General features: G+C 51.6%; 34 protein-coding genes. 32 read left to right on the top strand and 2 right to left on the bottom strand.

Annotation, left to right across the window (positions count from 1 at the left end; genetic code table 11):
- Positions 1-49: 49 nt before the first annotated feature.
- Positions 50-4,252: a DNA-directed RNA polymerase subunit beta' gene (gene rpoC, locus K1X45_RS04155; protein ID WP_075657647.1), complete on the top strand. Its 4,203-nt coding sequence runs from the start codon at positions 50-52 to the stop codon at positions 4,250-4,252.
- Between the two features lie 125 nt (positions 4,253-4,377).
- Here rpoC and K1X45_RS04150 read toward each other — a convergent pair whose 3' ends face one another.
- Entirely contained in the window at positions 4,378-4,686 is a 309-nt protein-coding gene (locus K1X45_RS04150) for a hypothetical protein (RefSeq protein WP_022709964.1), read from the bottom strand.
- A 502-nt stretch (positions 4,687-5,188) separates the two neighbouring features.
- On the opposite strand from K1X45_RS04150, the gene rpsL reads away from it, so the two are divergent.
- From rpsL to K1X45_RS04015, 27 genes are all read left to right on the top strand, one after another.
- Positions 5,189-5,560, top strand: coding sequence for a 30S ribosomal protein S12 (gene rpsL, locus K1X45_RS04145; RefSeq protein WP_022709963.1), 372 nt, complete (start codon positions 5,189-5,191; stop codon positions 5,558-5,560).
- 69 nt (positions 5,561-5,629) lie between these two features.
- Positions 5,630-6,100: a 30S ribosomal protein S7 gene (rpsG, locus tag K1X45_RS04140; RefSeq protein ID WP_022709962.1), complete on the top strand. Its 471-nt coding sequence runs from the start codon at positions 5,630-5,632 to the stop codon at positions 6,098-6,100.
- A gap of 30 nt (positions 6,101-6,130) precedes the next feature.
- Entirely contained in the window at positions 6,131-8,215 is a 2,085-nt protein-coding gene (gene fusA, locus K1X45_RS04135; RefSeq protein WP_022709961.1) for an elongation factor G, read from the top strand.
- A gap of 64 nt (positions 8,216-8,279) precedes the next feature.
- Positions 8,280-9,455, top strand: coding sequence for an elongation factor Tu (tuf, locus tag K1X45_RS04130; RefSeq protein WP_022710937.1), 1,176 nt, complete (start codon positions 8,280-8,282; stop codon positions 9,453-9,455).
- Between the two features lie 81 nt (positions 9,456-9,536).
- On the top strand, positions 9,537-9,845 hold the full coding sequence (gene rpsJ / locus K1X45_RS04125; RefSeq protein ID WP_002964363.1) for a 30S ribosomal protein S10: 309 nt from the start codon (positions 9,537-9,539) through the stop codon (positions 9,843-9,845).
- Between the two features lie 26 nt (positions 9,846-9,871).
- On the top strand, positions 9,872-10,600 hold the full coding sequence (gene rplC, locus K1X45_RS04120) for a 50S ribosomal protein L3 (RefSeq protein ID WP_022710938.1): 729 nt from the start codon (positions 9,872-9,874) through the stop codon (positions 10,598-10,600).
- Complete coding sequence (gene rplD, locus K1X45_RS04115) at positions 10,600-11,220, top strand: 50S ribosomal protein L4 (protein ID WP_022710939.1); 621 nt, start codon at positions 10,600-10,602, stop codon at positions 11,218-11,220. The genes rplC and rplD overlap by 1 nt, the downstream gene beginning before the upstream one ends.
- A complete protein-coding gene (locus K1X45_RS04110; RefSeq protein ID WP_022710940.1) occupies positions 11,217-11,510 on the top strand; it encodes a 50S ribosomal protein L23 in 294 nt (97 codons plus the stop codon). The genes rplD and K1X45_RS04110 overlap by 4 nt, the downstream gene beginning before the upstream one ends.
- 20 nt (positions 11,511-11,530) lie before the next feature.
- Positions 11,531-12,364, top strand: a complete 834-nt coding sequence (gene rplB, locus K1X45_RS04105) for a 50S ribosomal protein L2 (RefSeq protein ID WP_022710941.1) — start codon at positions 11,531-11,533, stop codon at positions 12,362-12,364.
- A 15-nt stretch (positions 12,365-12,379) separates the two neighbouring features.
- Positions 12,380-12,658 (top strand): 30S ribosomal protein S19, encoded by a 279-nt coding sequence (rpsS, locus tag K1X45_RS04100; protein WP_022710942.1) that lies wholly within the window; start codon positions 12,380-12,382, stop codon positions 12,656-12,658.
- A gap of 2 nt (positions 12,659-12,660) precedes the next feature.
- The gene (rplV, locus tag K1X45_RS04095; protein WP_022710943.1) at positions 12,661-13,050 is read left to right on the top strand and encodes a 50S ribosomal protein L22; all 390 of its coding nucleotides are present in this window, start codon (positions 12,661-12,663) and stop codon (positions 13,048-13,050) included.
- Entirely contained in the window at positions 13,050-13,760 is a 711-nt protein-coding gene (gene rpsC / locus K1X45_RS04090) for a 30S ribosomal protein S3 (RefSeq protein WP_022710944.1), read from the top strand. The genes rplV and rpsC overlap by 1 nt, the downstream gene beginning before the upstream one ends.
- 39 nt (positions 13,761-13,799) lie before the next feature.
- A complete protein-coding gene (gene rplP / locus K1X45_RS04085) occupies positions 13,800-14,213 on the top strand; it encodes a 50S ribosomal protein L16 (RefSeq protein ID WP_022710945.1) in 414 nt (137 codons plus the stop codon).
- 11 nt (positions 14,214-14,224) lie between these two features.
- Entirely contained in the window at positions 14,225-14,425 is a 201-nt protein-coding gene (gene rpmC, locus K1X45_RS04080; protein ID WP_022710946.1) for a 50S ribosomal protein L29, read from the top strand.
- A gap of 12 nt (positions 14,426-14,437) precedes the next feature.
- Positions 14,438-14,668: a 30S ribosomal protein S17 gene (rpsQ, locus tag K1X45_RS04075; RefSeq protein WP_022710947.1), complete on the top strand. Its 231-nt coding sequence runs from the start codon at positions 14,438-14,440 to the stop codon at positions 14,666-14,668.
- A 79-nt stretch (positions 14,669-14,747) separates the two neighbouring features.
- A complete protein-coding gene (gene rplN / locus K1X45_RS04070; protein ID WP_022710948.1) occupies positions 14,748-15,116 on the top strand; it encodes a 50S ribosomal protein L14 in 369 nt (122 codons plus the stop codon).
- Between the two features lie 13 nt (positions 15,117-15,129).
- Entirely contained in the window at positions 15,130-15,441 is a 312-nt protein-coding gene (gene rplX / locus K1X45_RS04065) for a 50S ribosomal protein L24 (RefSeq protein ID WP_022710949.1), read from the top strand.
- Positions 15,434-15,991 carry a 50S ribosomal protein L5 gene (gene rplE / locus K1X45_RS04060; RefSeq protein ID WP_022710950.1) on the top strand — a complete coding sequence of 186 codons (558 nt, stop codon included), beginning with the start codon at positions 15,434-15,436 and terminating at the stop codon, positions 15,989-15,991. Before rplX ends, rplE begins: the two co-directional genes overlap by 8 nt.
- Positions 15,992-16,017: 26 nt before the next feature.
- Positions 16,018-16,323: a 30S ribosomal protein S14 gene (gene rpsN, locus K1X45_RS04055; protein WP_022710951.1), complete on the top strand. Its 306-nt coding sequence runs from the start codon at positions 16,018-16,020 to the stop codon at positions 16,321-16,323.
- Between the two features lie 13 nt (positions 16,324-16,336).
- A complete protein-coding gene (gene rpsH, locus K1X45_RS04050; RefSeq protein ID WP_022710952.1) occupies positions 16,337-16,735 on the top strand; it encodes a 30S ribosomal protein S8 in 399 nt (132 codons plus the stop codon).
- A gap of 40 nt (positions 16,736-16,775) precedes the next feature.
- Positions 16,776-17,309 carry a 50S ribosomal protein L6 gene (gene rplF, locus K1X45_RS04045; RefSeq protein WP_022710953.1) on the top strand — a complete coding sequence of 178 codons (534 nt, stop codon included), beginning with the start codon at positions 16,776-16,778 and terminating at the stop codon, positions 17,307-17,309.
- 12 nt (positions 17,310-17,321) lie between these two features.
- Positions 17,322-17,684: a 50S ribosomal protein L18 gene (rplR, locus tag K1X45_RS04040; protein WP_075654833.1), complete on the top strand. Its 363-nt coding sequence runs from the start codon at positions 17,322-17,324 to the stop codon at positions 17,682-17,684.
- Between the two features lie 276 nt (positions 17,685-17,960).
- Entirely contained in the window at positions 17,961-18,521 is a 561-nt protein-coding gene (gene rpsE / locus K1X45_RS04035) for a 30S ribosomal protein S5 (protein ID WP_022710955.1), read from the top strand.
- Positions 18,522-18,569: 48 nt separating this feature from the next.
- Positions 18,570-18,767 carry a 50S ribosomal protein L30 gene (gene rpmD, locus K1X45_RS04030; RefSeq protein ID WP_022710956.1) on the top strand — a complete coding sequence of 66 codons (198 nt, stop codon included), beginning with the start codon at positions 18,570-18,572 and terminating at the stop codon, positions 18,765-18,767.
- Positions 18,768-18,787: 20 nt separating this feature from the next.
- Complete coding sequence (gene rplO / locus K1X45_RS04025) at positions 18,788-19,261, top strand: 50S ribosomal protein L15 (protein WP_220159907.1); 474 nt, start codon at positions 18,788-18,790, stop codon at positions 19,259-19,261.
- Between the two features lie 152 nt (positions 19,262-19,413).
- Positions 19,414-20,754 (top strand): preprotein translocase subunit SecY, encoded by a 1,341-nt coding sequence (gene secY / locus K1X45_RS04020; RefSeq protein ID WP_022710958.1) that lies wholly within the window; start codon positions 19,414-19,416, stop codon positions 20,752-20,754.
- Positions 20,751-21,335 (top strand): adenylate kinase, encoded by a 585-nt coding sequence (locus tag K1X45_RS04015; RefSeq protein WP_022710959.1) that lies wholly within the window; start codon positions 20,751-20,753, stop codon positions 21,333-21,335. Before secY ends, K1X45_RS04015 begins: the two co-directional genes overlap by 4 nt.
- 176 nt (positions 21,336-21,511) lie before the next feature.
- Here K1X45_RS04015 and K1X45_RS04010 read toward each other — a convergent pair whose 3' ends face one another.
- Positions 21,512-21,706, bottom strand: coding sequence for a hypothetical protein (locus K1X45_RS04010; protein WP_220159906.1), 195 nt, complete (start codon positions 21,704-21,706; stop codon positions 21,512-21,514).
- Between the two features lie 103 nt (positions 21,707-21,809).
- On the opposite strand from K1X45_RS04010, the gene rpsM reads away from it, so the two are divergent.
- From rpsM to rplQ, 4 genes are all read left to right on the top strand, one after another.
- The gene (gene rpsM, locus K1X45_RS04005; protein WP_022710961.1) at positions 21,810-22,178 is read left to right on the top strand and encodes a 30S ribosomal protein S13; all 369 of its coding nucleotides are present in this window, start codon (positions 21,810-21,812) and stop codon (positions 22,176-22,178) included.
- Between the two features lie 236 nt (positions 22,179-22,414).
- On the top strand, positions 22,415-22,804 hold the full coding sequence (rpsK, locus tag K1X45_RS04000) for a 30S ribosomal protein S11 (RefSeq protein WP_022710962.1): 390 nt from the start codon (positions 22,415-22,417) through the stop codon (positions 22,802-22,804).
- 105 nt (positions 22,805-22,909) lie between these two features.
- Positions 22,910-23,923, top strand: coding sequence for a DNA-directed RNA polymerase subunit alpha (locus tag K1X45_RS03995; RefSeq protein WP_022710963.1), 1,014 nt, complete (start codon positions 22,910-22,912; stop codon positions 23,921-23,923).
- A gap of 42 nt (positions 23,924-23,965) precedes the next feature.
- Positions 23,966-24,391 (top strand): 50S ribosomal protein L17, encoded by a 426-nt coding sequence (gene rplQ, locus K1X45_RS03990; RefSeq protein ID WP_022710964.1) that lies wholly within the window; start codon positions 23,966-23,968, stop codon positions 24,389-24,391.
- Positions 24,392-24,467 lie beyond the last annotated feature (76 nt).

Below are 24,467 nucleotides of genomic sequence, written 5' to 3'. Positions count from 1 at the left end.
CGCGAAGTAGGCCAACTTTTGTGAAGCATGATGCCCTAAGGAGAACGGCATGAACCAAGAGGTCATGAATCTTTTCAATCCTCAGGCTCCGGTGCAGACATTCGATTCCATCCGGATTTCGATTGCCAGCCCTGAGAAGATTCTGTCCTGGTCATACGGCGAGATCAAAAAGCCAGAAACGATCAACTACCGTACGTTCAAACCTGAACGCGATGGTCTGTTCTGTGCCCGTATCTTCGGCCCGATCAAGGACTATGAGTGCCTGTGCGGTAAGTACAAGCGCATGAAATACAAGGGCATTATCTGTGAGAAGTGCGGCGTTGAAGTAACGCTGTCACGCGTGCGCCGTGAGCGCATGGGCCATATCGAACTGGCTGCTCCTGTTGCCCATATCTGGTTCCTGAAGTCGCTTCCTTCGCGTATCGGCACATTGCTTGATATGACGCTGAAGGATATCGAACGCGTTCTGTATTTCGAAAACTACATCGTCACAGAACCAGGTCTGACCTCCCTGAAAGAGCACCAGCTGCTTTCAGAAGAAGAATATATGATTGCTGTTGATGAATTCGGTGAAGACCAGTTCACAGCGCTGATCGGCGCGGAAGCGATTTATGATCTTCTGGCGACAATGGAACTCGAAAAGATTGCTGTGCAGCTGCGCACTGATCTGGCCGAAACCACTTCGGAACTGAAGACCAAGAAGCTGATGAAGCGTCTCAAAATCGTTGAGAACTTCATGGAATCCGGTAACCGTCCTGAGTGGATGATCATGAAGATCGTTCCGGTGATCCCGCCGGATCTGCGCCCTCTGGTGCCGCTGGATGGCGGTCGCTTTGCGACATCCGATCTGAACGACCTTTACCGTCGTGTGATCAACCGTAACAACCGTCTGAAGCGCCTGATGGAGCTTCGTGCACCTGGCATCATTATCCGTAACGAAAAGCGTATGCTGCAGGAAGCTGTTGACGCGCTGTTCGATAACGGCCGTCGCGGTCGTACCATTACCGGTGCGAATAAGCGTCCGCTGAAGTCGCTTTCGGATATGCTGAAAGGTAAACAGGGTCGTTTCCGTCAGAACCTTCTCGGTAAACGCGTCGACTATTCCGGTCGTTCGGTTATCGTGACCGGTCCTGAGCTGAAACTGCACCAGTGCGGTCTGCCGAAGAAAATGGCTCTGGAACTGTTCAAGCCGTTTATCTACGCACGTCTTGACGCCAAGGGTTTCTCTTCGACTGTTAAACAGGCGAAGAAGCTGGTTGAAAAAGAACGCCCAGAGGTTTGGGATATCCTTGATGAGGTTATCCGCGAGCATCCGGTTCTGCTTAACCGCGCGCCGACGCTGCACCGTCTTGGTATTCAGGCTTTCGAACCAACGCTGATCGAAGGTAAGGCTATCCAGCTGCACCCGCTTGTTTGTACTGCGTTTAACGCGGACTTCGACGGTGACCAGATGGCTGTTCACGTGCCGCTGTCGCTTGAAGCACAGCTCGAAGCACGCGTTCTGATGATGTCGACCAACAACATTCTGCATCCGGCAAACGGTCTTCCGATCATCGTGCCGTCGCAGGATATGGTTCTCGGCCTCTATTACCTGTCGATCGTTGCTGAAAACGAACCTGGTCAGGGCATGGTCTTCGCCGATATGGGCGAATTGCAGCATGCGCTGGAAACCAAGACCGTTACGCTGCACACCAAGATCAAAGGCCGCTTCAAGTCTGTTGATGCGGAAGGCAAGCCTGTATCGAAACTCTTTGACACAACACCGGGTCGTCTGATCCTCGGTGAATTGCTGCCGAAGAACGCCAATGTTCCTTTCGATATCTGCAATCAGGAAATGACCAAGAAGAACATCTCCAAGATGATCGATCTGGTTTACCGTCATTGCGGTCAGAAAGAGACAGTGATTTTCTGTGACCGCGTGATGCAGCTCGGCTTTGCACATGCTTGTCGTGCCGGTATTTCCTTCGGTAAGGATGACATGGTCATTCCTGATGCCAAGGCGAAGATCGTTGCCGATACAGAAGCTTTGGCCAAGGAATATGAACAGCAGTACAATGACGGTCTGATCACTCAGGGCGAAAAGTACAACAAGGTTGTTGATGCCTGGGGTAAAGCGACTGACAAGATCGCCGACGAAATGATGGCCCGCATTAAGGCTGTTGAATTCGATCCGGAAACCGGTCGTCAGAAGCAGATGAACTCCATCTACATGATGTCGCACTCCGGTGCCCGTGGTTCGCCTTCGCAGATGCGTCAGCTCGGCGGTATGCGCGGTCTGATGGCCAAGCCTTCGGGCGAGATTATCGAAACACCGATTATCTCGAACTTTAAAGAAGGTCTGACCGTGAACGAGTACTTCAACTCGACACACGGTGCGCGTAAGGGTCTGGCCGATACGGCTCTGAAAACCGCTAACTCCGGTTATCTGACACGCCGTCTCGTTGACGTTGCGCAGGATGCGATCATTTCTGAACCGGATTGCGGTGCAACCGTTGGTCTGACAATGAACCCGATCGTTGATGCGGGTCAGATCGTGGCTTCGCTTGGCATGCGTATTCTGGGCCGTGTTGCTCTGGACGACATCAATCATCCGGCTACGGGTGAGCTGATTGTTGCTTCCGGCGACATGATCGAAGAGCGTCATGTGGAAGTGATCGAAAAAGCCGGTATCCAGACCGTTCGTATCCGTTCGGCTCTGACCTGTCTCACCCGCTCCGGCGTGTGCGGTAAGTGCTATGGTCGTGACCTTGCACGCGGTACTCCGGTGAACAAAGGTGAAGCTGTCGGTGTTATCGCTGCGCAGTCGATCGGTGAGCCTGGTACCCAGCTGACCATGCGTACGTTCCACCTTGGTGGTACAGCGCAGGTTGTGGACAGCTCCTATCTGGAAGCTTCCTATGAAGGTACTGTTGCACTGCGTAACCGCAATGTGGTTCGTAATTCCGACGGTCATCTGGTGGTTATGGGCCGTAACATGGCCGTTCTCATCATGGATGCATCCGGCAAGGAACGTGCAAGCCATCGTGTAACCTATGGTTCGCGCCTGTTCGTCGATGACGGTGATGCAGTGAAACGCGGTCAGCGTCTGGCCGAGTGGGATCCGTATACCCGTCCGATCATCACCGAAGTTGAAGGTGTGATTGAGTTCGAAGATATGGTTGACGGTCTGTCGGTTGCTGAAAACACCGATGAATCCACCGGTATCACCAAGCGCGTTGTTATTGACTGGCGTTCGACCCCGCGCGGTTCGGATCTGAAGCCTGCTCTGGTTGTTAAAGACAAGAACGGCAAAGTTGCGAAACTGTCGAAGGGTGGTGAAGCCCGCTTCCAGCTCTCCGTTGAGACCATTCTCTCGGTTGAGCCAGGTGCAACGGTTCGCGTCGGTGACGTGATTGCCCGTCTGCCTATGGAAAGCGCGAAGACCAAAGATATTACCGGTGGTCTGCCACGCGTGGCTGAACTGTTCGAAGCTCGTCGTCCGAAGGACCATGCGATCATCGCTGAAGTTGATGGTACAATCCGTTTCGGCCGCGACTACAAGAACAAGCGCCGCATCATTATTGAACCGAATGACCATAATTTGGAGCCGGTTGAATATCTGATCCCTAAAGGCAAGCCTTTCCATCTTCAGGATGGCGATGCGATCGAAAAGGGTGACTATATTCTCGACGGTAATCCTGCACCGCATGACATTCTGGCGATCAAGGGCGTGGAAGCACTTGCTTCTTACCTCGTGAACGAAATTCAGGAAGTTTACCGCCTGCAGGGTGTGACGATCAACGATAAGCATATCGAAGTGATCGTTCGTCAGATGCTGCAGAAGGTTGAGATCACGGAATCCGGTGACAGCACCTATATTCCGGGCGATCATGTTGACCGTATTGAACTTGACGAAATCAATGATCGTCTGGTTGAAGACGGCAAGAAACCTGCTGAAGGTCTGCCGGTTCTGCTCGGTATCACGAAGGCATCGTTGCAGACACCTTCCTTCATCTCGGCTGCTTCCTTCCAGGAAACAACCCGCGTTCTGACTGAAGCCGCAGTTGCCGGTAAGATGGATACGCTGCAGGGTCTGAAGGAAAACGTGATTGTTGGTCGTCTGATCCCTGCCGGTACCGGCGGTATGATGAGCCAGATCCGTCGTATTGCGACAGCCCGCGATGATCTGATTATCGACGAGCGCCGCAAAACTTCCGGTGCGGATGCTGCAAATGCAATGCTGGTCGACATGACCAATAATGCAGCGGAATAATCCGACCTTATAAGAAATGAAAAGGCCACCTTCGGGTGGCCTTTTTTGTATGCGAGCAGGAGAAACTGTTCATAAAAAAAGCGCCGCATGAAGCGACGCTTTTTCATCGTTAAGGTGAGGGACGATTATTCTTCGTCTTCATCATCTTCATGGGAACCGTCAAACTCGATCATCGCAACCTGACCGGAGAGGGCGGTATTGTAACCGCTCAGATATGGTTCTTCTTCCGGCTGTTCGGTCAATGTACCGATTTCGGTAATTTCGGCTTCAGCAAAACCTTCATTGGCAAGGATTTCCAAAGTTGCCTGAATGACATCTTCTTCCGGTTCCGATTTCAACAGGATGTGGACATTGACGGGATCGCTCTCGCCGTCCTTCCATGCATCTGCAATAATGAGAAACACTTCATTCGAATCGGGATTTGTGTCTGACACGGGGCATTCCTTAATTTCCGGTTAAACTCGCCCTGTATCAGGGCCTGAAACGGCTGAATCAGACTGTCTGCATAAAAGATAATCATCCAAAAGGACAGTCGGATAAGGATTCTGCCGGTATTTTATGTGATTTGCATAACAAGTGATGCAATTTCAGACAAAATTACCCGCTTTTGAGGGCTGAAATTCCGATTTGTCTGTCATAAATCAGAAAACTCCGCTGCCGGTCTTGACGAAACGCGCCTTTGAGCGTATCAGCACACCATCTGAGCCGATGTGAGGCTGGCTGTTCCGGAGTGACATACTCTGGAGTTTGTCTCAAACAGGGTTCGTTTTACGATCTAAAATGCAAATTGCCGTTCGCATGAAGGTAACTTCCTCTGCTTTTGTTCGGGCATGCCAGCGCTAGCGTTGGCACAATGTCCGATTTTGTGCATATGCATAACGGTGAAACGGCCCATTTGGGCAAAAGATACGAGTTTATTTAGTAGAGGAAGGTTCAATGCCTACCGTAAACCAGCTGATCCGCAAACCTCGCCAGGCGCAGGTTAAGCGTAATAAGGTTCCTGCTCTGCAGGCAAACCCACAGAAGCGCGGCGTATGTACCCGCGTTTATACAACAACCCCGAAAAAGCCGAACTCGGCGCTGCGTAAAGTAGCAAAGATTCGTCTGACCAACGGCTTTGAAGTTATTGGTTATATTCCGGGTGAAGGTCACAACCTTCAGGAACACTCGGTAGTTATGATCCGCGGCGGCCGCGTCAAGGATTTGCCGGGTGTGCGTTACCACATCATCCGTGGTGTGCTCGATACCCAGGGTGTTAAAAACCGTAAGCAGCGTCGTTCGCTGTATGGTGCTAAGCGTCCTAAATAATAATTTTCCGGGGATACCGGCCACCTGATCCTCAGGTGAGTTGAGCCCGATGTAATTAAAGAGACAAATATGTCCCGTCGTCACAGTGCTGAAAAGCGTGAAATCAATCCGGATCCAAAGTTTGGTGATCTGGTTGTGACCAAATTCATGAACGCAATCATGCTTCATGGTAAGAAATCTGTTGCAGAGTCCATCGTTTACGGTGCTCTGGATTCTGTTGAAGCGAAAGCTAAGCAGGATGGTCTGGTGATGTTCCATCAGGCGCTTGACAATGTTGCGCCGCATGTGGAAGTGCGCTCCCGCCGTGTTGGTGGTGCGACTTATCAGGTTCCTGTTGATGTTCGCCCTGACCGTCGTCAGGCGCTGGCAATCCGCTGGCTGATCAATGCCGCTCGCAACCGCAACGAAACAACGATGATTGATCGTCTGTCCGGCGAATTGCTTGATGCTGCAAACAATCGTGGTTCGGCTGTTAAGAAGCGTGAAGATACGCACCGTATGGCTGAAGCTAACCGCGCATTCTCGCATTACCGCTGGTAATCGTCGAACTCTATTCAAAGAGCAAATATTATGGCCCGCGAATATAAAATCGAAGACTACCGTAATTTCGGTATTATGGCGCACATCGATGCCGGTAAAACGACAACGACTGAGCGTATCCTGTTCTACACAGGTAAGAACCATAAAATCGGTGAAACGCACGACGGCGCCTCCACAATGGACTGGATGGAGCAGGAGCAGGAACGTGGTATCACGATTACTTCTGCTGCGACCACCACATTCTGGGAAGGCCGTGATGGCAAGAAGCGTCGCTTCAACATCATCGATACTCCTGGTCACGTTGACTTCACGATTGAAGTTGAGCGTTCCCTGCGCGTTCTCGATGGTGCGATCGCACTTCTCGATGCTAATGCCGGTGTAGAGCCGCAGACTGAAACCGTATGGCGTCAGGCTGAAAAATACCACGTACCACGTATGGTTCTTGTCAATAAAATGGACAAGATCGGTGCGGATTTCTATCGCTGCGTAGAAATGATCAAAACCCGTCTGGGTGCAACTGCTCTCGTTATTCAGCTGCCAATCGGTGCTGAAAACGAATTCGGCGGTGTGATCGATCTCGTTGAGATGAAGGCCCTGACATGGGATGGCTCAATCGGCGCTCCGACGCAGGTTGGTGAAATTCCTGCTGACCTTCAGGCAAAAGCAGAAGAATATCGCGAAAAGCTGATCGAAACTGCTGTTGAAATCGATGAAGCTGCAATGGAAGCTTATCTGGAAGGCACTCTGCCAACCAATGATGAGCTGCGTGCACTGATCCGTAAGGGTACAATTGCTGTTCAGTTCCATCCGGTACTTTGCAGCACCGCGTTCAAGAACAAGGGCATTCAGCCTGTTCTGGATGCAGTTGTTGATTATCTGCCAGCTCCTAACGAAGTGCCTGCGATTAAAGGTATCGACGTAAAGACTGAAACAGAAACAACCCGTGAATCTTCAGACGAAGCTCCGCTTTCTCTGCTCGCATTCAAGATCATGAACGATCCGTTCGTTGGCTCTCTGACCTTCGCACGTATTTACTCGGGCAAGCTGACCAAGGGTGTTTCTCTCGAAAACACTGTTAAGGGCAAGCGCGAACGTATCGGCCGTATGCTGCAGATGCATTCGAACTCCCGTGAAGATATCGAAGAAGCATTTGCCGGTGACATCGTTGCTCTGGCTGGCCTCAAGGAAACCACAACCGGTGACACGCTCTGCGATCCGCTGAAGCCTGTTATTCTGGAGCGTATGGAATTCCCTGATCCGGTTATCGAAATCGCGATTGAACCAAAGACCAAAGCTGACCAGGAAAAGATGGGTATCGCCCTGAACCGTCTGGCTGCTGAAGATCCTTCATTCCGCGTTAAGTCGGACGAAGAATCCGGTCAGACCATTATTGCCGGTATGGGTGAACTTCACCTCGACATTCTGGTTGACCGTATGCGTCGTGAGTTCAAGGTTGAAGCTAACATTGGTCAGCCGCAGGTTGCCTATCGTGAAAGCATCACCCGTAAAGCTGAAATCGACTATACACATAAGAAACAGTCCGGTGGTTCCGGTCAGTTCGCTCGTGTTAAGATCGTATTTGAGCCGCATGAAGGCGATGACTTCATCTTCGATTCCAAGATCGTTGGTGGTGCTGTTCCTAAGGAATACATCCCGGGCGTTCAGAAGGGTATCGAAAGCGTTATGGGTGCAGGTCCTCTGGCAGGCTTCCCGATGCTCGGAGTTAAGGCGACCCTTATCGATGGTGCATACCACGATGTTGACTCGTCCGTTCTGGCCTTCGAAATCGCTGCCCGTGCAGCATTCCGTGAAGGTGCACAGAAAGCCGGCGCTCAGTTGCTCGAACCGATCATGAAGGTCGAAGTCGTGACTCCTGAGGATTACGTTGGTGACGTTATTGGCGATCTGAATTCCCGTCGTGGTCAGATTTCCGGTACTGAAGCCCGTGGTATTGCTACTGTAGTTAACGCAAATGTTCCGCTGGCCAGCATGTTTGGTTACGTGAACAACCTGCGTTCGATGTCACAGGGCCGCGCCCAGTACACCATGCAGTTCGACCATTATGAGCCGGTTCCTGCAGCAGTAGCCGCAGAAATCCAGAAGAAGTTTGCGTAAGCCTTTTGGCTTACGCTCGTTAAAATAAGAATGCCTGAGCAGGCTAAATTTATGGAGAGCTCAGATGGCAAAGAGCAAATTTGAACGTACTAAACCACACGTCAACATCGGCACCATCGGTCACGTTGACCATGGTAAGACCTCGTTGACAGCTGCAATCACCAAATTCTTTGGTGACTTCCGCGCTTACGACCAGATCGATAACGCACCGGAAGAAAAAGCCCGCGGTATCACCATTTCGACCTCGCACGTTGAATATGAAACAGAAAACCGCCACTACGCACACGTAGACTGCCCAGGCCACGCTGACTATGTTAAGAACATGATCACCGGTGCTGCGCAGATGGACGGCGCGATCCTGGTTGTTAACGCTGCTGACGGCCCGATGCCACAGACCCGTGAGCACATCCTGCTCGCTCGTCAGGTTGGTGTGCCTGCAATCGTTGTGTTCCTGAACAAAGTTGATCAGGTTGACGATGCTGAGCTGCTCGAACTCGTAGAAATGGAAGTTCGCGAACTTCTGTCGAAATACGACTTCCCAGGCGATGATATTCCAGTTGTTAAGGGTTCGGCTCTGGCAGCTCTGGAAGACAGCAACAAGACAATCGGTGAAGATGCAGTTCGTGAACTGATGGCCGCTGTTGATGCTTACATCCCAACTCCGGAACGTCCTGTTGATCAGCCGTTCCTGATGCCAATCGAAGACGTATTCTCGATCTCCGGTCGTGGTACAGTTGTTACCGGTCGTGTAGAACGCGGTATCGTTAAAGTTGGTGAAGAAGTTGAAATCGTTGGTATCAAAGCTACCGGCAAGACAACTGTTACCGGCGTTGAAATGTTCCGCAAGCTGCTCGATCAGGGCCAGGCTGGCGACAACATCGGTGCGCTGGTTCGCGGTGTAGGCCGTGATGACGTTGAACGTGGTCAGGTTCTCTGCAAGCCAGGTTCGGTTAAGCCACACACCAAGTTCAAGGCAGAAGCTTATATTCTGACCAAAGACGAAGGTGGCCGTCATACACCATTCTTCACAAACTACCGTCCGCAGTTCTACTTCCGTACAACTGACGTAACCGGTATTGTGACCTTGCCAGAAGGCGTGGAAATGGTTATGCCGGGCGACAACGTAACTGTTGATGTTGCGCTGATCGTGCCAATCGCTATGGAAGAAAAACTCCGTTTCGCGATCCGTGAAGGTGGCCGCACCGTTGGTGCAGGTATCGTCGCTTCGATCATCGAATAATAGATTTGTGCAGGGCGTTTGGTTTGGTGGTTTAAAATCATCTTCAAAGCCAAACGTCCCGCGTAATAAGGAACAAATCAAATGAACGGTCAAAATATCCGCATTCGCCTTAAGGCGTTTGACCATCGGATCCTTGACGCTTCGACCCGCGAAATCGTGTCGACTGCCAAGCGTACCGGTGCCAATGTGCGCGGACCGATCCCTCTGCCAACACGGATCGAAAAGTTCACAGTTAACCGGTCGCCGCACATCGATAAGAAGAGCCGCGAGCAGTTCGAGATGCGCACTCATAAGCGTCTTCTCGATATCGTTGACCCAACCCCACAGACTGTAGATGCGCTGATGAAGCTGGATCTGTCGGCTGGTGTTGATGTCGAGATCAAGCTGTAAGGCTTGAGGACGGAAGGAACGAACCGATGCGTTCAGGTGTTATTGCACAAAAGCTGGGCATGACCCGCGTTTATACAGACGCTGGCGAGCATGTACCGGTGACAGTACTCCGCATGGAGAACTGCCACGTTGTAGCTCAGCGCACAGTAGAAAAAAACGGCTACACAGCCGTACAGCTTGGCGTAGGATTGGCCAAGGTGAAGAACACGACCAAGGCTCTGCGCGGTCACTTCGCGAAGGCTGAAGTTGAACCGAAAGCGAAAGTAGCTGAATTCCGCGTTTCAGAAGACAATCTTCTGGATGTAGGCGCAGAAATCACTGCTGAGCATTTTGTAGCCGGTCAGAAAGTTGACGTTACAGGTACAACAATCGGTAAAGGTTTTGCCGGTGTTATGAAGCGTCACAACTTCGGCGGCGGCCGCGCAACTCATGGTAACTCGGTATCCCACCGTGCCCATGGTTCGACCGGTCAGCGTCAGGATCCAGGTAAAGTATTTAAAGGCAAGAAAATGGCCGGTCACATGGGTCAGACCCGTGTAACCACGCAGAATATCGAAGTCGTTTCTACCGACCTCGATCGCGGCCTGATCCTTGTTCGCGGTGCTGTTCCTGGTTCCAAGGGTGCATGGATCTATGTTCGTGATGCTGTAAAAGTATCGCTGCCAGAAAATGCTCCTAAGCCAGCTGGCCTGCGCCAAGCTAAAGGTGAAGCTGCTGCGGTTGCAGAACCTGCAGCGACTGAGGGAGCCGAATAATGGATCTCACAATTACAACACTTGAAGGCAAGGATGCCGGTAAAGTGCAGCTCTCCGAAGAAATCTTCGGTCTTGAGCCGCGCGATGACATCCTTCAGCGCGTTGTCCTTTGGCAGCTCGCTCGCCGTCAGCAGGGTACCCACCAGACTCTGACCCGTGGTGAAGTTGCACGTACCGGTGCAAAAATGTACAAGCAGAAGGGTACCGGCCGCGCCCGTCACCATTCCGCTCGTGCACCACAGTTCCGTGGCGGTGGTAAGGCTCATGGCCCTGTAGCCCGCAGCCATGCACATGATCTTCCTAAGAAGGTTCGTGCTCTGGCTCTGCGTCACGCCCTTTCGGCTAAGGTTAAAGCCTCTGATCTGATCATCATTGATGATCTGGCAGCTGCAGAAGCCAAGACCAAGCTGCTGGTAAGCCAGTTTGCTAATCTCGGTCTGGAAAACGCACTGCTGATCGGTGGTTCGGAAATCGACGCCAACTTCAAGCTGGCTGCATCCAATATCCCGAATATTGATGTGCTGCCGGTACAGGGCATCAACGTTTACGACATTCTTCGCCGTGGCAAGCTCGTCCTTTCCAAGGCAGCTGTCGAAGCCCTCGAGGAGCGTTTCAAATGACAGATCTTCGTCACTATGATGTGATCGTTAGCCCGGTCATTACCGAAAAGTCGACCATGGTTTCCGAATTTAACCAGATCGTCTTTAACGTAGCCCGCAAGGCCACGAAACCAGAGATCAAAGCTGCAGTAGAAGCGCTTTTCGGCGTGAAAGTTACAGCTGTGAACACCACTGTGCGTAAAGGCAAAGTGAAGCGTTTCCGCGGTATTGTTGGGCGCCAGAGCGATGTCAAGAAAGCGATCGTAACTTTGGCTGAAGGCCAGAGCATCGACGTTTCGACTGGTCTCTGAGAGGCCGTGGAGTAAAGACAATGGCACTCAAGCACTTTAACCCGATCACTCCTGGCCAGCGTCAGCTGGTCATCGTGGATCGTTCGGAGCTCTTCAAAGGCAAGCCGGTCAAAGCATTGACCGAAGGTTTGACTAAAAAGGGCGGTCGTAACAACACCGGTCGTATCACTGTTCGCTATCAGGGCGGTGGTCACAAACGTACGTATCGCTTTATTGATTTCAAGCGTACGAAACACGATGTGTCCGCTACTGTTGAGCGTCTGGAATACGATCCAAACCGTACCGCATTCATCGCGCTGATCCGCTACGAAGACGGTGAGCTGAGCTACATCCTGGCACCACAGCGTCTTGCTGTTGGCGACAAGGTTATCTCCGGCGCACAGGTTGACGTTAAGCCAGGTAACGCGATGCCACTCGGTGCGATGCCGGTTGGTACCATCATCCACAACGTGGAAATGAAGCCAGGCAAGGGCGGTCAGATCGCTCGCTCGGCCGGTACCTATGCACAGCTCGTTGGCCGTGACCAGGGCATGGCGATCCTTCGCCTGAACTCCGGTGAACAGCGTCTGGTACATTCCGGTTGTCTCGCAACTGTTGGCGCTGTATCCAATCCGGATCACGGCAACACCAACGACGGTAAAGCCGGTCGTTCCGTATGGCGCGGTAAGCGTCCACACGTACGCGGCGTTGCCATGAACCCGGTTGATCACCCACACGGTGGTGGTGAAGGTCGTACTTCGGGTGGTCGTCATCCTGTTACTCCGTGGGGCAAACCTACGAAGGGCAAGAAGACACGCTCGAACAAGGCGACGGACAAATTCATCATGCGTTCGCGTCATCAGCGTAAGAAATAAGAGAGGTAGTCTAAAGTGGCTCGTTCAGTTTGGAAAGGACCGTTTATTGACGGCTATCTTCTCAAGAAGGCTGAGAAGGTACGCTCCGGCGGTCGTAATGAGGTCATCAAGATCTGGAGCCGTCGCTCCACGATCCTGCCGCAGTTTGTTGGCCTGACCTTTGGTGTATACAACGGTAATAAACACATTCCTGTGTCCATCTCCGAAGAAATGGTCGGACACAAGTTCGGTGAATTCGCTCCAACCCGTACCTATTACGGTCACGGTGCGGACAAGAAAGCGAAGAGGAAGTAAGTATGGGCAAGGCCAAGGCTCCGCGCCAGCTTAAGGATAACGAGGCGAAAGCCGTCGCCCGCACGATTCGCGTTAGCCCGCAGAAACTTAATCTTGTCGCGGCTCTGATCCGCGGCAAGAAAGTCAACGCGGCACTTGCTGATCTGTCATTCTCGCGCAAGCGCATTGCAGAGACAGTTAAGAAGACGCTTGAATCGGCAATCGCCAACGCAGAAAACAATCACGACCTCGATGTTGATGCTTTGATCGTCGCGGAAGCTTCTGTTGGCAAGTCGATCGTCATGAAGCGCTTTCATGTGCGTGGCCGTGGTAAGGCGAGCCGGATTGAACGTCCGTTCTCTCACCTGACCATCGTTGTCCGCGAAGTCGCCGAAAAAGGGGAGGCCGCATAATGGGCCAGAAGATTAATCCGATCGGTCTTCGTCTGGGCATTAACCGTACCTGGGATTCGCGTTGGTACGCGAATACCGGCGAATACGGTAAGCTCCTTCATGAAGATCTGAAGATCCGCAAATACCTGACTGAAGAACTCAAGCAGGCTGCGATCTCCAAAATCGTGATTGAACGTCCGCACAAGAAGTGCCGTGTGACCATTCACTCGGCTCGTCCGGGCATCATTATCGGTAAGAAGGGTGCAGATATCGAAAAGCTCCGTAAGAAGCTCTCCGATATGACCAACTCTGATGCGGTTCTCAACATTGTTGAAGTTCGCAAGCCAGAAGTTGACGCTACCCTGATTGCTCAGTCGATCACTCAGCAGCTGGAACGCCGTGTGGCATTCCGTCGCGCTATGAAGCGTGCTGTTCAGTCCGCAATGCGTCTCGGCGCAGAAGGCATCCGTATTAATTGTTCGGGTCGTCTTGGCGGTGCAGAAATTGCTCGTATGGAATGGTACCGTGAAGGTCGCGTTCCTCTTCACACTCTGCGCGCTGATATTGACTACGGTACAGCTGAAGCACAGACCGCTTACGGTATCTGCGGCGTGAAAGTTTGGGTATTCAAAGGCGAAATCCTTGAGCATGACCCAATGGCTTCCGAACGTCGTGCGATTGAAGCCGACGCTCAGGGTCCGCAGTCGAACCGCCGCCGCGAAAACGCTTAATTTTAAGCGTTTTCGGTTAGAATATTGGAGTAGAGAACAATGTTGCAGCCTAAGCGCACAAAGTTCCGTAAGCAGTTCAAGGGCCGTATTCACGGTGAATCCAAGGGCGGTACGGATCTGAACTTCGGTGCTTTCGGTCTGAAGGCAGTCGAGCCTGAACGCGTTACCGCACGTCAGATCGAAGCCGCTCGCCGCGCTATTACCCGTCACATGAAACGTGCCGGTCGTGTATGGATCCGGATCTTCCCGGATCTGCCAGTAACTTCCAAGCCTACCGAAGTCCGTATGGGTAAAGGTAAGGGTTCAGTTGATTACTGGGCATGCCGCGTAGCGCCAGGTCGTGTTATGTTTGAGCTTGACGGCGTACCTGAAGATGTGGCACGTGAAGCTCTCCGACTCGGAGCTGCGAAGCTGCCGATCAAGACGCGTTTTATTCAACGCATCGCTGAATAAGAGAGACAGCTATGAAAGCCGCAGACATCCGGGCGAAAAGCCTCGACCAGCTGACTGAACAGTTGGGTGGATTGAAGAAAGAGCAGTTTAACCTGCGCTTTCAGAAAGCCACTGGTCAGTTAGAAAAAACCGCACGTGTGAAGCAGGTTCGCCGCGACATCGCACGTATTAAGACTATTGCCCGCCAGAAGGCGGCCGAAAGCAAGGCATAAGGAATTTAAATAATGCCTAAACGCATTCTGCAGGGCGTTGTCGTCAGCGACAAGAACGACAAGACTGTCGTTGTTAAAGTGGAGCGCCGTTTCGCGCATCCACTGCTTCAGAAGATTATTCGTCAATCGAAGAAGTACAAAGCGCATGACGAAAACAACCAGTTCAAGGTTGGTGATCAGGTTTCCATTCAGGAATCTGCTCCAATTTCGAAAGACAAACGTTGGGTAGTTCTCGCGAACTAAGCAACGGGCTAACATTAAACACGCAGCTTAGGTAGGGCAGGAGCCCTTAACCAGCTGAGAGATAAGAAGGCGGCCAGTCATGATTCAGATGCAAACAAACCTCGACGTGGCGGATAACTCCGGCGCACGTCGTGTCATGTGCATCAAGGTGCTGGGCGGCTCGAAACGGAAATACGCTTCCGTTGGTGACATCATTGTGGTGTCCATCAAGGAAGCGATTCCTCGTGGCCGCGTTAAAAAAGGTGACGTAATGAAAGCGGTTGTGGTTCGCACAGCCAAAGACATTCGTCGCCCAGATGGTAGCGTTATCCGTTTTGATAACAATGCTGCTGTTTTGATTGACAACAAGAAAGAGCCTATCGGCACTCGTATCTTCGGACCGGTTCCGCGTGAACTTCGCGCTAAGAGCCACATGAAGATCATCTCGCTGGCTCCAGAAGTTCTGTAAGGGAAGTTCGACGATGCAAAAGATTCGCAAAGGCGACCGCGTTGTTGTGCTTGCCGGTAAGGACAAGGGCCGTACCGGTGAAGTGATCAAGGTCTTGCCGAAAGAAGATCAGGCTTTCGTAAGCGGTATCAATATTGTTAAGCGCCATCAGCGTCAGACACAGACTCAGGAAGCCGGCATTATTTCGAAAGAAGCCGCAATCCATCTGTCAAACCTGGCGATTGCTGATCCTAAAGACGGTAAACCAACCCGCGTTGGTTTCGTCGAAAAAGACGGCAAGAAGGTACGCGTAGCAAAACGTTCCGGAGAGTCGATCGATGGCTGAAGCAAAGAGTGAACCACGCTTCAAGACGCTTTATAAGGATACAATCCGTAAAGCTATGCTTGAAGAGTTCAAATACAGCAACGAAATGCAGATTCCTCGCGTTTCGAAAGTTGTAATCAATATGGGTGTTGGCGAAGCCACTGCAGACTCCAAAAAGCCTGCACGTGCTGCCGAAGATCTGTCTCAGATCGCCGGTCAGAAAGCCGTTGTCACCCGTGCACGCAACTCGATCGCTACCTTCAAACTCCGTGAAGATATGCCGATCGGTACGAAAGTCACCCTGCGTGGTGAGCGTATGTACGAATTTTTGGATCGTCTGATCACGATCGCGCTTCCACGCGTTCGCGACTTCCGCGGTCTGAATCCTAAAAGCTTTGACGGTCGTGGCAATTTCGCCATGGGTATCAAGGAACACATCGTGTTTCCAGAAATCAACTACGATAAAGTTGATCAGATCTGGGGCATGGACATCATCGTTTGCACGACTGCACCAACGGATGATGAAGCCCGCGCTCTTCTGCGCGCCTTCAACTTCCCGTTCCGCCAGTAACGGCAAGCGTAGCGAGGTAATCAAAAATGGCCAAGACTAGCGCAGTCGAAAAAAACAAGCGCCGCGAAAAGTTGGTTAAGCGTCATGCTGAAAAGCGTGCACGTTTGAAGGCAATTGTTATGGATCAGTCCCTGCCTCTGGATGAGCGCTTCCGCGCTACCATTCAGCTGGCTGAGATGCCACGTAACTCCTCCAAGGTTCGCATTCGCAACCGTTGCGAAGTGTCCGGACGTCCACGCGGTTTCTACCGCAAGCTTAAGATGTCGCGTATTGCGTTGCGCCAGCTGGGTTCGCTCGGCCAGGTGCCAGGCATCGTGAAATCGAGCTGGTAAGGAGAGTTATAATATGACTATGTCAGATCCTATCGGCGATATGCTGACCCGCATCCGTAATGCTATCGGTCGTAAAAAGACCAAGCTTACAACCCCGGCTTCCAAGCTGCGTGCACGCGTATTGGACGTGTTGCAGGCTGAAGGCTATATCCGCGGATATACACAGACTGATTTTGACAACGGTAAATCCGAAATCGAAATCGAACTGAAATATTACGAAGGTATGCCAGTAATCCGTGAACTGACCCGCGTTTCCAAGCCGGGCCGTCGCGTTTACGTTTCAGTAAAGTCGATTCCTCAGGTCGCTAACGGCCTTGGTATCAGCATTCTTTCCACCCCTAAGGGTGTAATGGCTGATCATCAGGCTCGTGAGCAAAACGTTGGTGGTGAGCTGCTCTGCCGCATCTTCTGATGTGGCTGAGTGGTGAACATAGAAACGGACAGGGTTAACAATGTCTCGTATCGGTAAAAAACCCGTGCCGGTTCCGGCAGGCGTGACCGCCAGCGTTGATGGTCAGACTGTTACTGCCAAAGGCACGAAAGGCGAACTGAAGTTCGTCGTAAGTGATGAAGTAAGCGTGAAGATGGAAGAGGGCGCTGTAAGCGTTACTCCTCTGTCCCAGTCGAAAGACGCCCGCGCTAAGTGGGGCATGGCCCGTACCATGATCAGCAACATCTTCGTCGGTGTTAAAGACGGTTTCGAAAAGAAGCTTGAAATCTCCGGCGTTGGTTATCGTGCTGCTATGCAGGGCAAGAATCTTCAGCTTTCGCTGGGTTTCAGCCATGAAGTTGTATACGATGTTCCAGCTGGCATCACTGTTGCAACACCTAAGCCAACGGAAATCGTTGTCTCCGGTATTGACAAGCAGGTTGTCGGGCAGGTTGCTGCCGAGATCCGCGAATACCGTTCGCCAGAACCTTATAAAGGTAAAGGCGTTAAGTATGCCGGTGAAGTTATCGTCCGCAAGGCCGGTAAGAAGAAATAAGGAACACGTGTTATGGCATCGCCTAAACAAACTATTCAGCGCCGTGCTGCACGCGTTCGTCGTCAGCTCAAAGCTGTTTCGAATGGCCGCCTGCGCTTGAGCGTACATCGTACATCTAAGAATATCTATGCACAGATTATCGATGATGTACGTGGTCACACTGTTGCTGCTGCTTCCACCCTTGACGGTGACCTTAAAAAGTCCCTGAAGACTGGTGCAGACAGTGCAGCTGCCGCTGCAGTTGGCAAGCTGGTTGCAGAACGCGCCGCTAAAGCCGGTGTAGCAGAAGTTGTCTTCGATCGTGGTGCATATATTTTCCACGGCCGTGTGAAAGCTCTTGCAGACGCAGCACGCGAAGCTGGTCTCAGCTTCTAATAAAATTAAAAAATGTCGTCAGGTGCTTGCATTTGACGACATTTTTTCTGTATTACAGCGCCGTGAGGCTTAAGTGACTCACTTTTTATTGCTGTAAGCTGACTACGCATCATATTTTCATAACCGTTTACGGTTCTGGTCTGATGTAATGACACTTCCGGTTTGGTTTCTGATTTATCAGAGAGCTGAACTGCGGGTGTCAATTTGTGCATTTTCGGGTTTAATAGCTTGTTAATGTTTCACTTGTGCTTCCGGAAAAGAAAAAGGAATTAGGAAATGGCACAGAAAGAACGTAATCGCGAAGATCGCGCCCGCGAAGAGCGTGACAGCGAATTCGTCGATAAGCTGGTACACATCAACCGCGTTGCCAAAGTTGTTAAAGGCGGCCGTCGTTTCGGTTTTGCTGCTCTGGTCGTTGTTGGTGATCAGAAGGGCCGTGTAGGCTTTGGTCATGGTAAGGCTCGCGAAGTGCCTGAAGCAATCCGCAAGGCAACTGAAGCTGCCAAGCGCGATATGATTTTTGTTCCGCTGCGCTCAGGCCGTACACTGCACCACGATGTGCAGGGTCGTCATGGCGCCGGCAAGGTTCTTCTTCGCTCGGCACCTGCCGGTAAAGGTATCATCGCTGGTGGTCCAATGCGTGCGGTTTTCGAAACCCTCGGCGTTCAGGACGTTGTAGCCAAGTCGCTTGGCTCATCCAATCCATACAACATGGTGCGTGCAACTTTTGATGCGCTGAAGCATCAGATGCACCCGAAAGATATCGCTGCACAGCGCGGTATTAAGTATTCCACACTGCAGGCTCGTCGTCACGACGTAGTTGCCGGTGAAGAATAACCATTGGGTGAGGGGCGTTAGCCCCGCAAGGACTTAAGGAACAAAGTTATGTCTTCGACTAAAGGCAAAACGGTTACCGTTGAACAGATTGGTAGCCCAATTCGTCGTCCGAAAGAACAGCGCGCTACGCTCGTTGGTCTCGGTCTTAACAAAATGCGCCGCCGCAGTACACTGGAAGATACACCTTCCGTTCGTGGTATGATTGCCAAGGTTGCGCACCTCGTCCGCGTTGTGGACGAAGCTTAATCAAGCGCAGGAGAATTATCATGAAACTTAATGATCTGCGTGAAAACCCAGGTGCAACCAAGGCCCGCAAACGCGTTGGCCGTGGTATCGGTTCCGGCTCCGGTAAGACCGGTGGTCGCGGTGTGAAGGGTCAGAAGTCCCGTTCAGGCGTGTCCATCAATGGTTTTGAAGGCGGCCAGATGCCAATCTACCGTCGCTTGCCAAAGCGCGGTTTCACCAACATCTTCGCTAAGAAGTTCAATGTTGTGTCGGTTGGTCGCATTCAGGAAGCTGTGGATGCCGGTAAGCTGGATGCAAAAGCATCTGTTACCTCTGAAGCCCTGATCGCTGCCGGTGTAATCCGTCGCGCTCTGGATGGTTTCCGCGTTGTTTCCGATGGCGAAATCACAGCTAAGCTGGTGATTGAAGCTGCCGGTGCTTCTAAGGTTGCGATCGAAAAGATCGAAAAAGCAGGCGGTTCGGTAAAATTACCTGAAGCTGCTTCTGCCGAATAAGGCCTCAGAAATATCTTCAAGACGGCGGCCTTAGTGCCGCCGTTTTCAACTTTATGCCTATTGATTGCATGTGCCTACTTGCGCCTTGTTGTCTATGGGCATATCTGGGGAGGGGCGTCAGATTCTGACGTACGACAGACCGGAGTAATCTCATGGCATCGGCTGCTGAACAGCTTGCATCCAATTTGAATTTTTCAGCCTTCTCGAAGGCGACTGAGCTCAAGAAGCGTATCTGGTTTACGCTCGGGGCTCTGCTTGTGTATCGTTTCGGTACCTATATTCCTTTGCCGGGCATTAATCCTGACGCGCTGGCCCAGTCGTTCCAGCAGCACAGCCAGGGTGTGCTGGGGCTGTTCAATATGTTCGCCGGCGGTGCTGTTGCCCGTATGGCGATTTTTGCGCTCGGGATTATGCCGTATATTTCGGCATCGATTATCGTACAGCTTATGACCTCTGTGGTGCCTTCTCTTGAAGCGCTGAAGAAAGAGGGCGAAGCCGGACGTAAAGTTATCAATCAGTATACGCGTTACGGTACAGTGCTTCTGGCGCTTGTGCAGGCCTATGCAATCTCTGTGGGGCTTGAATCCGGCAGCGGTATTGTTTCTGAGCCGGGACTGTTCTTCCGCATCACTTCGGTGATTACGCTTGTCGGCGGTACAATGTTCCTGATGTGGCTCGGTGAACAGATCACTGCGCGTGGTATCGGTAACGGTATTTCGCTGATCATCTTCGCAGGTATTGTTGCAAACCTTCCGCAGGCTATCTCCGGTACGCTCGAACTCGGTCGTACAGGTGCTCTGTCAACCGCGCTGATCCTTGGTGTGATTGTTCTCGCAATTGCGCTGATCGCAGTGATCGTGTTTGTTGAGCGCGCACAGCGTCGTCTGCTGATCCAGTATCCGAAGCGTCAGGTGGGTAACCGTATGGCGCAGGGCGAAACTTCGCATCTGCCGCTGAAGCTGAATACTGCCGGTGTTATTCCTCCGATTTTTGCATCTTCGCTGCTCTTGCTGCCTGCAACTGTTGCCGGTTTCGCAAATACAGAAAATATGCCTGCCTGGGGAAGCACGCTGCTGGCCGCTCTCGGTCACGGTCAGCCGATCTATATGTTCCTCTATGCGGCGCTGATGGCATTCTTCTGCTTCTTCTATACAGCGATTGTCTTTAATCCTAAGGACACTGCTGACCAGCTGAAGAAACATTCGGGCTTTATTCCGGGTATCCGTCCGGGTGAACGCACTGCTGAATATATTGATTATGTTCTGACCCGCATTACAGTGGTTGGCGCTATCTATATCGTGATTGTCTGTCTTGTACCTGAGTTCCTGATTTCAGCGGCCGGTGTACCTTTCTATCTCGGTGGTACGTCCCTGCTTATTGTTGTCAACGTAACACTTGATACAGTTGCTCAGATTCAGGGTCATCTCATTGCTCATCAATATGAGGGGCTGATTAAAAAATCCAAACTTCGTGGGGGAAGACGGGCGAGATGAGACTCATACTTTTAGGACCTCCGGGTGCAGGCAAGGGAACTCAGGCAAAAATTCTGACAGAAAAATATGCCATTCCCCAGCTCTCAACCGGTGACATGCTCCGTGCGGCCGTTGCCGCACAGACTGAAGTCGGTAAACGTGCCAAAGCAGTTATGGATGCAGGTCAGTTGGTTTCGGACGAGATCGTGAATGCGATTGTTTCGGATCGCATCGATCAGCCGGACTGTGCAGGCGGATTTATCCTTGACGGTTATCCGCGTACAGTGCCTCAGGCGCAGGCGCTGACAGGTATGCTGAAAGAAAAGCATGCTGAACTGGATGCAGTGATTGAACTGAAGGTCGATGAGACCGCTCTGATTAAGCGTATGGAAAACCGCGTTGCGGAAACCATTGCTGCAGGCGGCACTGTCCGTTCAGATGATAATCCTGAGGCTTTCCGCAAGCGTTTGGTTGAGTATCGTGAGAAAACCGCACCTTTGTCTGACTATTATGCAGGTACCGGTGAACTGAAGCTGGTAGACGGCATGGCCGCTATGGCTGATGTTACAGCAGAGATTGAAAAGCTTCTGCTTCCTGCCTGATCCGGTCTTTTTTGAAAATTCAAAGCGCTGATCTGATAATATCGGGTCGGCGCTTTGTCTTTAAGGCGGCTATTGGCTATCCGCTTTTAACGAAATGATAAGCATTTACGCCTGTTCTCTCTTAGAGGTTGACTTTTCCTCACGATTCCGTCAAAGACAGCGACAATTCGCTTAATTCAGATGGGCGCAACCGGTTTTCCGGTTTCGTTCATTTTTATGCTGTCTGTATCCGGTGGTTCGGTGCAGGCATAGAGAACAGATCCGGCTTTGTTAAAAATCCGGTGGATCTCTTGGATTTCGGACGTGTTATTAGCCGTTAACTCGCAGATTTTTGTGAGAACAACTTGCGGATAGCGTTCGGTAGAGCTCATTACAGCGTGAACCGGCTTCCGGGGCTGTAATATTTTAAACTACCGCATGATTATAAACATGCCGATGCGGCTGTTATCTTGCGGTTCATACAGGAGAAAGCGCATGGCACGTATTGCTGGCGTAAACATTCCAACGAATAAGCGTGCGATCATTGCACTTCAGTATATTCACGGTATCGGCCCTAAATTTGCTGCTGAAATCATGGAAAAGGTCGGCATTGCGCTTGATCGCCGTGTAAACCAGCTGACAGATGCTGAAGTTCTGCAGATCCGTGAAACCATTGACCGTGATTACCGCGTTGAAGGTGATCTGCGTCGTGAAGTTTCGATGAACATCAAGCGTCTGATGGATCTGGGCTGCTACCGCGGTCTGCGTCATCGTCGCTCCCTGCCGGTTCGCGGTCAGCGTACCCACACCAATGCTCGTACCCGTAAGGGTCCTGCAAAGGCAATCGCCGGTAAGAAGAAGTAATTTGCTGGTACCGGAGCTGTTTTATAAAACGGCTCCGGTATTTGCTCGTCTCTGCCTCACCTTTATGGAACAAATCAGAGATAAGCGCAGATTATGCTCCGTTTACGGGGCATCTTAAAAGTTTGGCTCCGAGAGGTGCCAATAAACAGATCCAGACATGTCTTGCCTGATGGCTGGATATGTCGGTGGAGCCGCTGGTATTACGGCGGTGTCGAGATCAATTGGAAGGACTAGTTATGGCTAAAGATGCCGGTCGCGTTCGTCGTCGCGAACGTAAAAATATTTCCTCGGGTGTTGCTCACGTTAATTCGTCGTTCAACAACACACTGATCACTATCACTGACGCACAGGGCAATGCGATTGCCTGGTCTTCAGCCGGTGCGCAGGGCTTCAAGGGTTCGCGTAAGTCGACTCCTTTTGCTGCTCAGATCGCTGCTGAAGATTGCGCCAAGAAGGCTCAGGAACACGGCATGCGTTCGCTGGAAGTTGAAGTTTGCGGTCCGGGTTCCGGCCGTGAATCTGCACTTCGCGCTCTGCAGGCTGCCGGTTTCACAATCACTTCGATCCGTGATGTGACCCCGATCCCGCACAATGGTTGCCGTCCACGCAAGAAGCGTCGCGTCTAATCAGTCCATCGCCGCAAGGGCCCGAACTTATGTTCAGGTCTTTCGTGGTTTCCGCTCTCTGTTGCCACGATTGGATAGTGGCAAAGCTAGATTAAAGGAAAGCACATGATTCAGAAAAACTGGCAGGAACTGATCAAGCCTAACAAGGTTGATTTTCTTACCCAGGGCTCGAAGAATAAGGTCACTGTTGTGGCTGAGCCGCTTGAACGCGGTTACGGTCTGACATTGGGTAACGCGCTGCGTCGCGTTCTTCTTTCTTCGCTGCGCGGTGCTGCGGTGACTGCTGTTCAGATTGACGGCGTTCTGCATGAATTCTCGTCGATCAACGGCGTGCGTGAAGACGTAACCGATATCGTACTGAATGTTAAAGAAATCGCTATCCGTATGGAAGGCGATGGACCTAAGCGCATGGTTGTCCGCAAGGAAGGACCAGGCGTCGTAACGGCTGGTGATATCCAGACGGTTGGTGATGTTGAAATCCTTAATCCGGATCACGTCATCTGCACCCTCGATGAGGGCGCTGAAATCCGCATGGAATTCACTGTCAATACGGGCAAGGGCTATGTGCCTGCTGACCGTAACCGCGCTGAAGATGCTCCGATCGGTCTTATTCCGGTTGACAGTCTCTATTCACCGGTACGTAAGGTTTCCTACAAGATCGAAAACACCCGTGAGGGACAGGTTCTCGATTATGACAAGCTGATCCTCAATGTTGAGACCAACGGCTCTGTCACTGGTGAAGATGCAGTTGCTTATGCAGCTCGTATTCTTCAGGACCAGCTTGCGATCTTCGTCAACTTTGACGAGCCGCAGAAGGAAGCTCCGCAGGAACAGGTTGCTGAACTCGCATTCAATCCGGCTCTGCTTAAGAAAGTGGATGAACTGGAACTGTCTGTCCGTTCTGCAAACTGCCTGAAGAACGATAACATCGTTTATATCGGCGATCTGATCCAGAAGACAGAAGCCGAAATGCTGCGGACTCCGAATTTCGGCCGCAAGTCGCTGAACGAAATCAAAGAAGTTCTGGCGTCGATGGGACTCCATCTCGGTATGGAAATCCCGACCTGGCCGCCGGAAAATATCGAAGATCTCGCTAAGCGCTACGAAGATCAATATTGAGACCGGTTGCGACCGGAAGATAGATTTTAAAGGAGAAGGCTCATGCGCCACGGAAAGACACTCCGTAAGCTGAACCGGACTGCAAGCCACCGTAAGGCAATGTTCGCCAATATGGCTGCTTCGCTGATTGAACACGAACAGATCGTAACCACTTTGCCTAAGGCAAAGGAAATCCGTCCGATCGTTGAGAAGCTCATCACTCTCGGCAAGCGCGGTGATCTGCATGCACGTCGTCAGGCCATTTCGGCTATCCGCGATGTACAGCTGGTTCAGAAACTGTTCGACGTTCTGGCAACCCGTTATGCTGACCGTCACGGCGGCTATATCCGCATCATGAAAGCCGGTTTCCGTACCGGTGACAATGCTCCAATGGCTGTTGTTGAGTTCGTAGAACGCGACATTACTGCTAAAGGCGCTGCTGATCGCGCACGCGTTGAAGCTGAAGCTGCTGAAGCAGAAGCTGCATAATCTGTTTAACGCAGATAGCATAAATTAAGGGGCCTCACGGCCCCTTTTTTATTTTTAGGTTTAATATTTTTTGCCT

Source organism: Pseudochrobactrum sp. Wa41.01b-1, assembly GCF_019464455.1.
Taxonomy (GTDB): Bacteria; Pseudomonadota; Alphaproteobacteria; order Rhizobiales; family Rhizobiaceae; genus Pseudochrobactrum; species Pseudochrobactrum saccharolyticum.
Note: the sequence above shows the minus strand (reverse complement) of the source record. Positions and strands in the feature narration are given on the sequence as shown.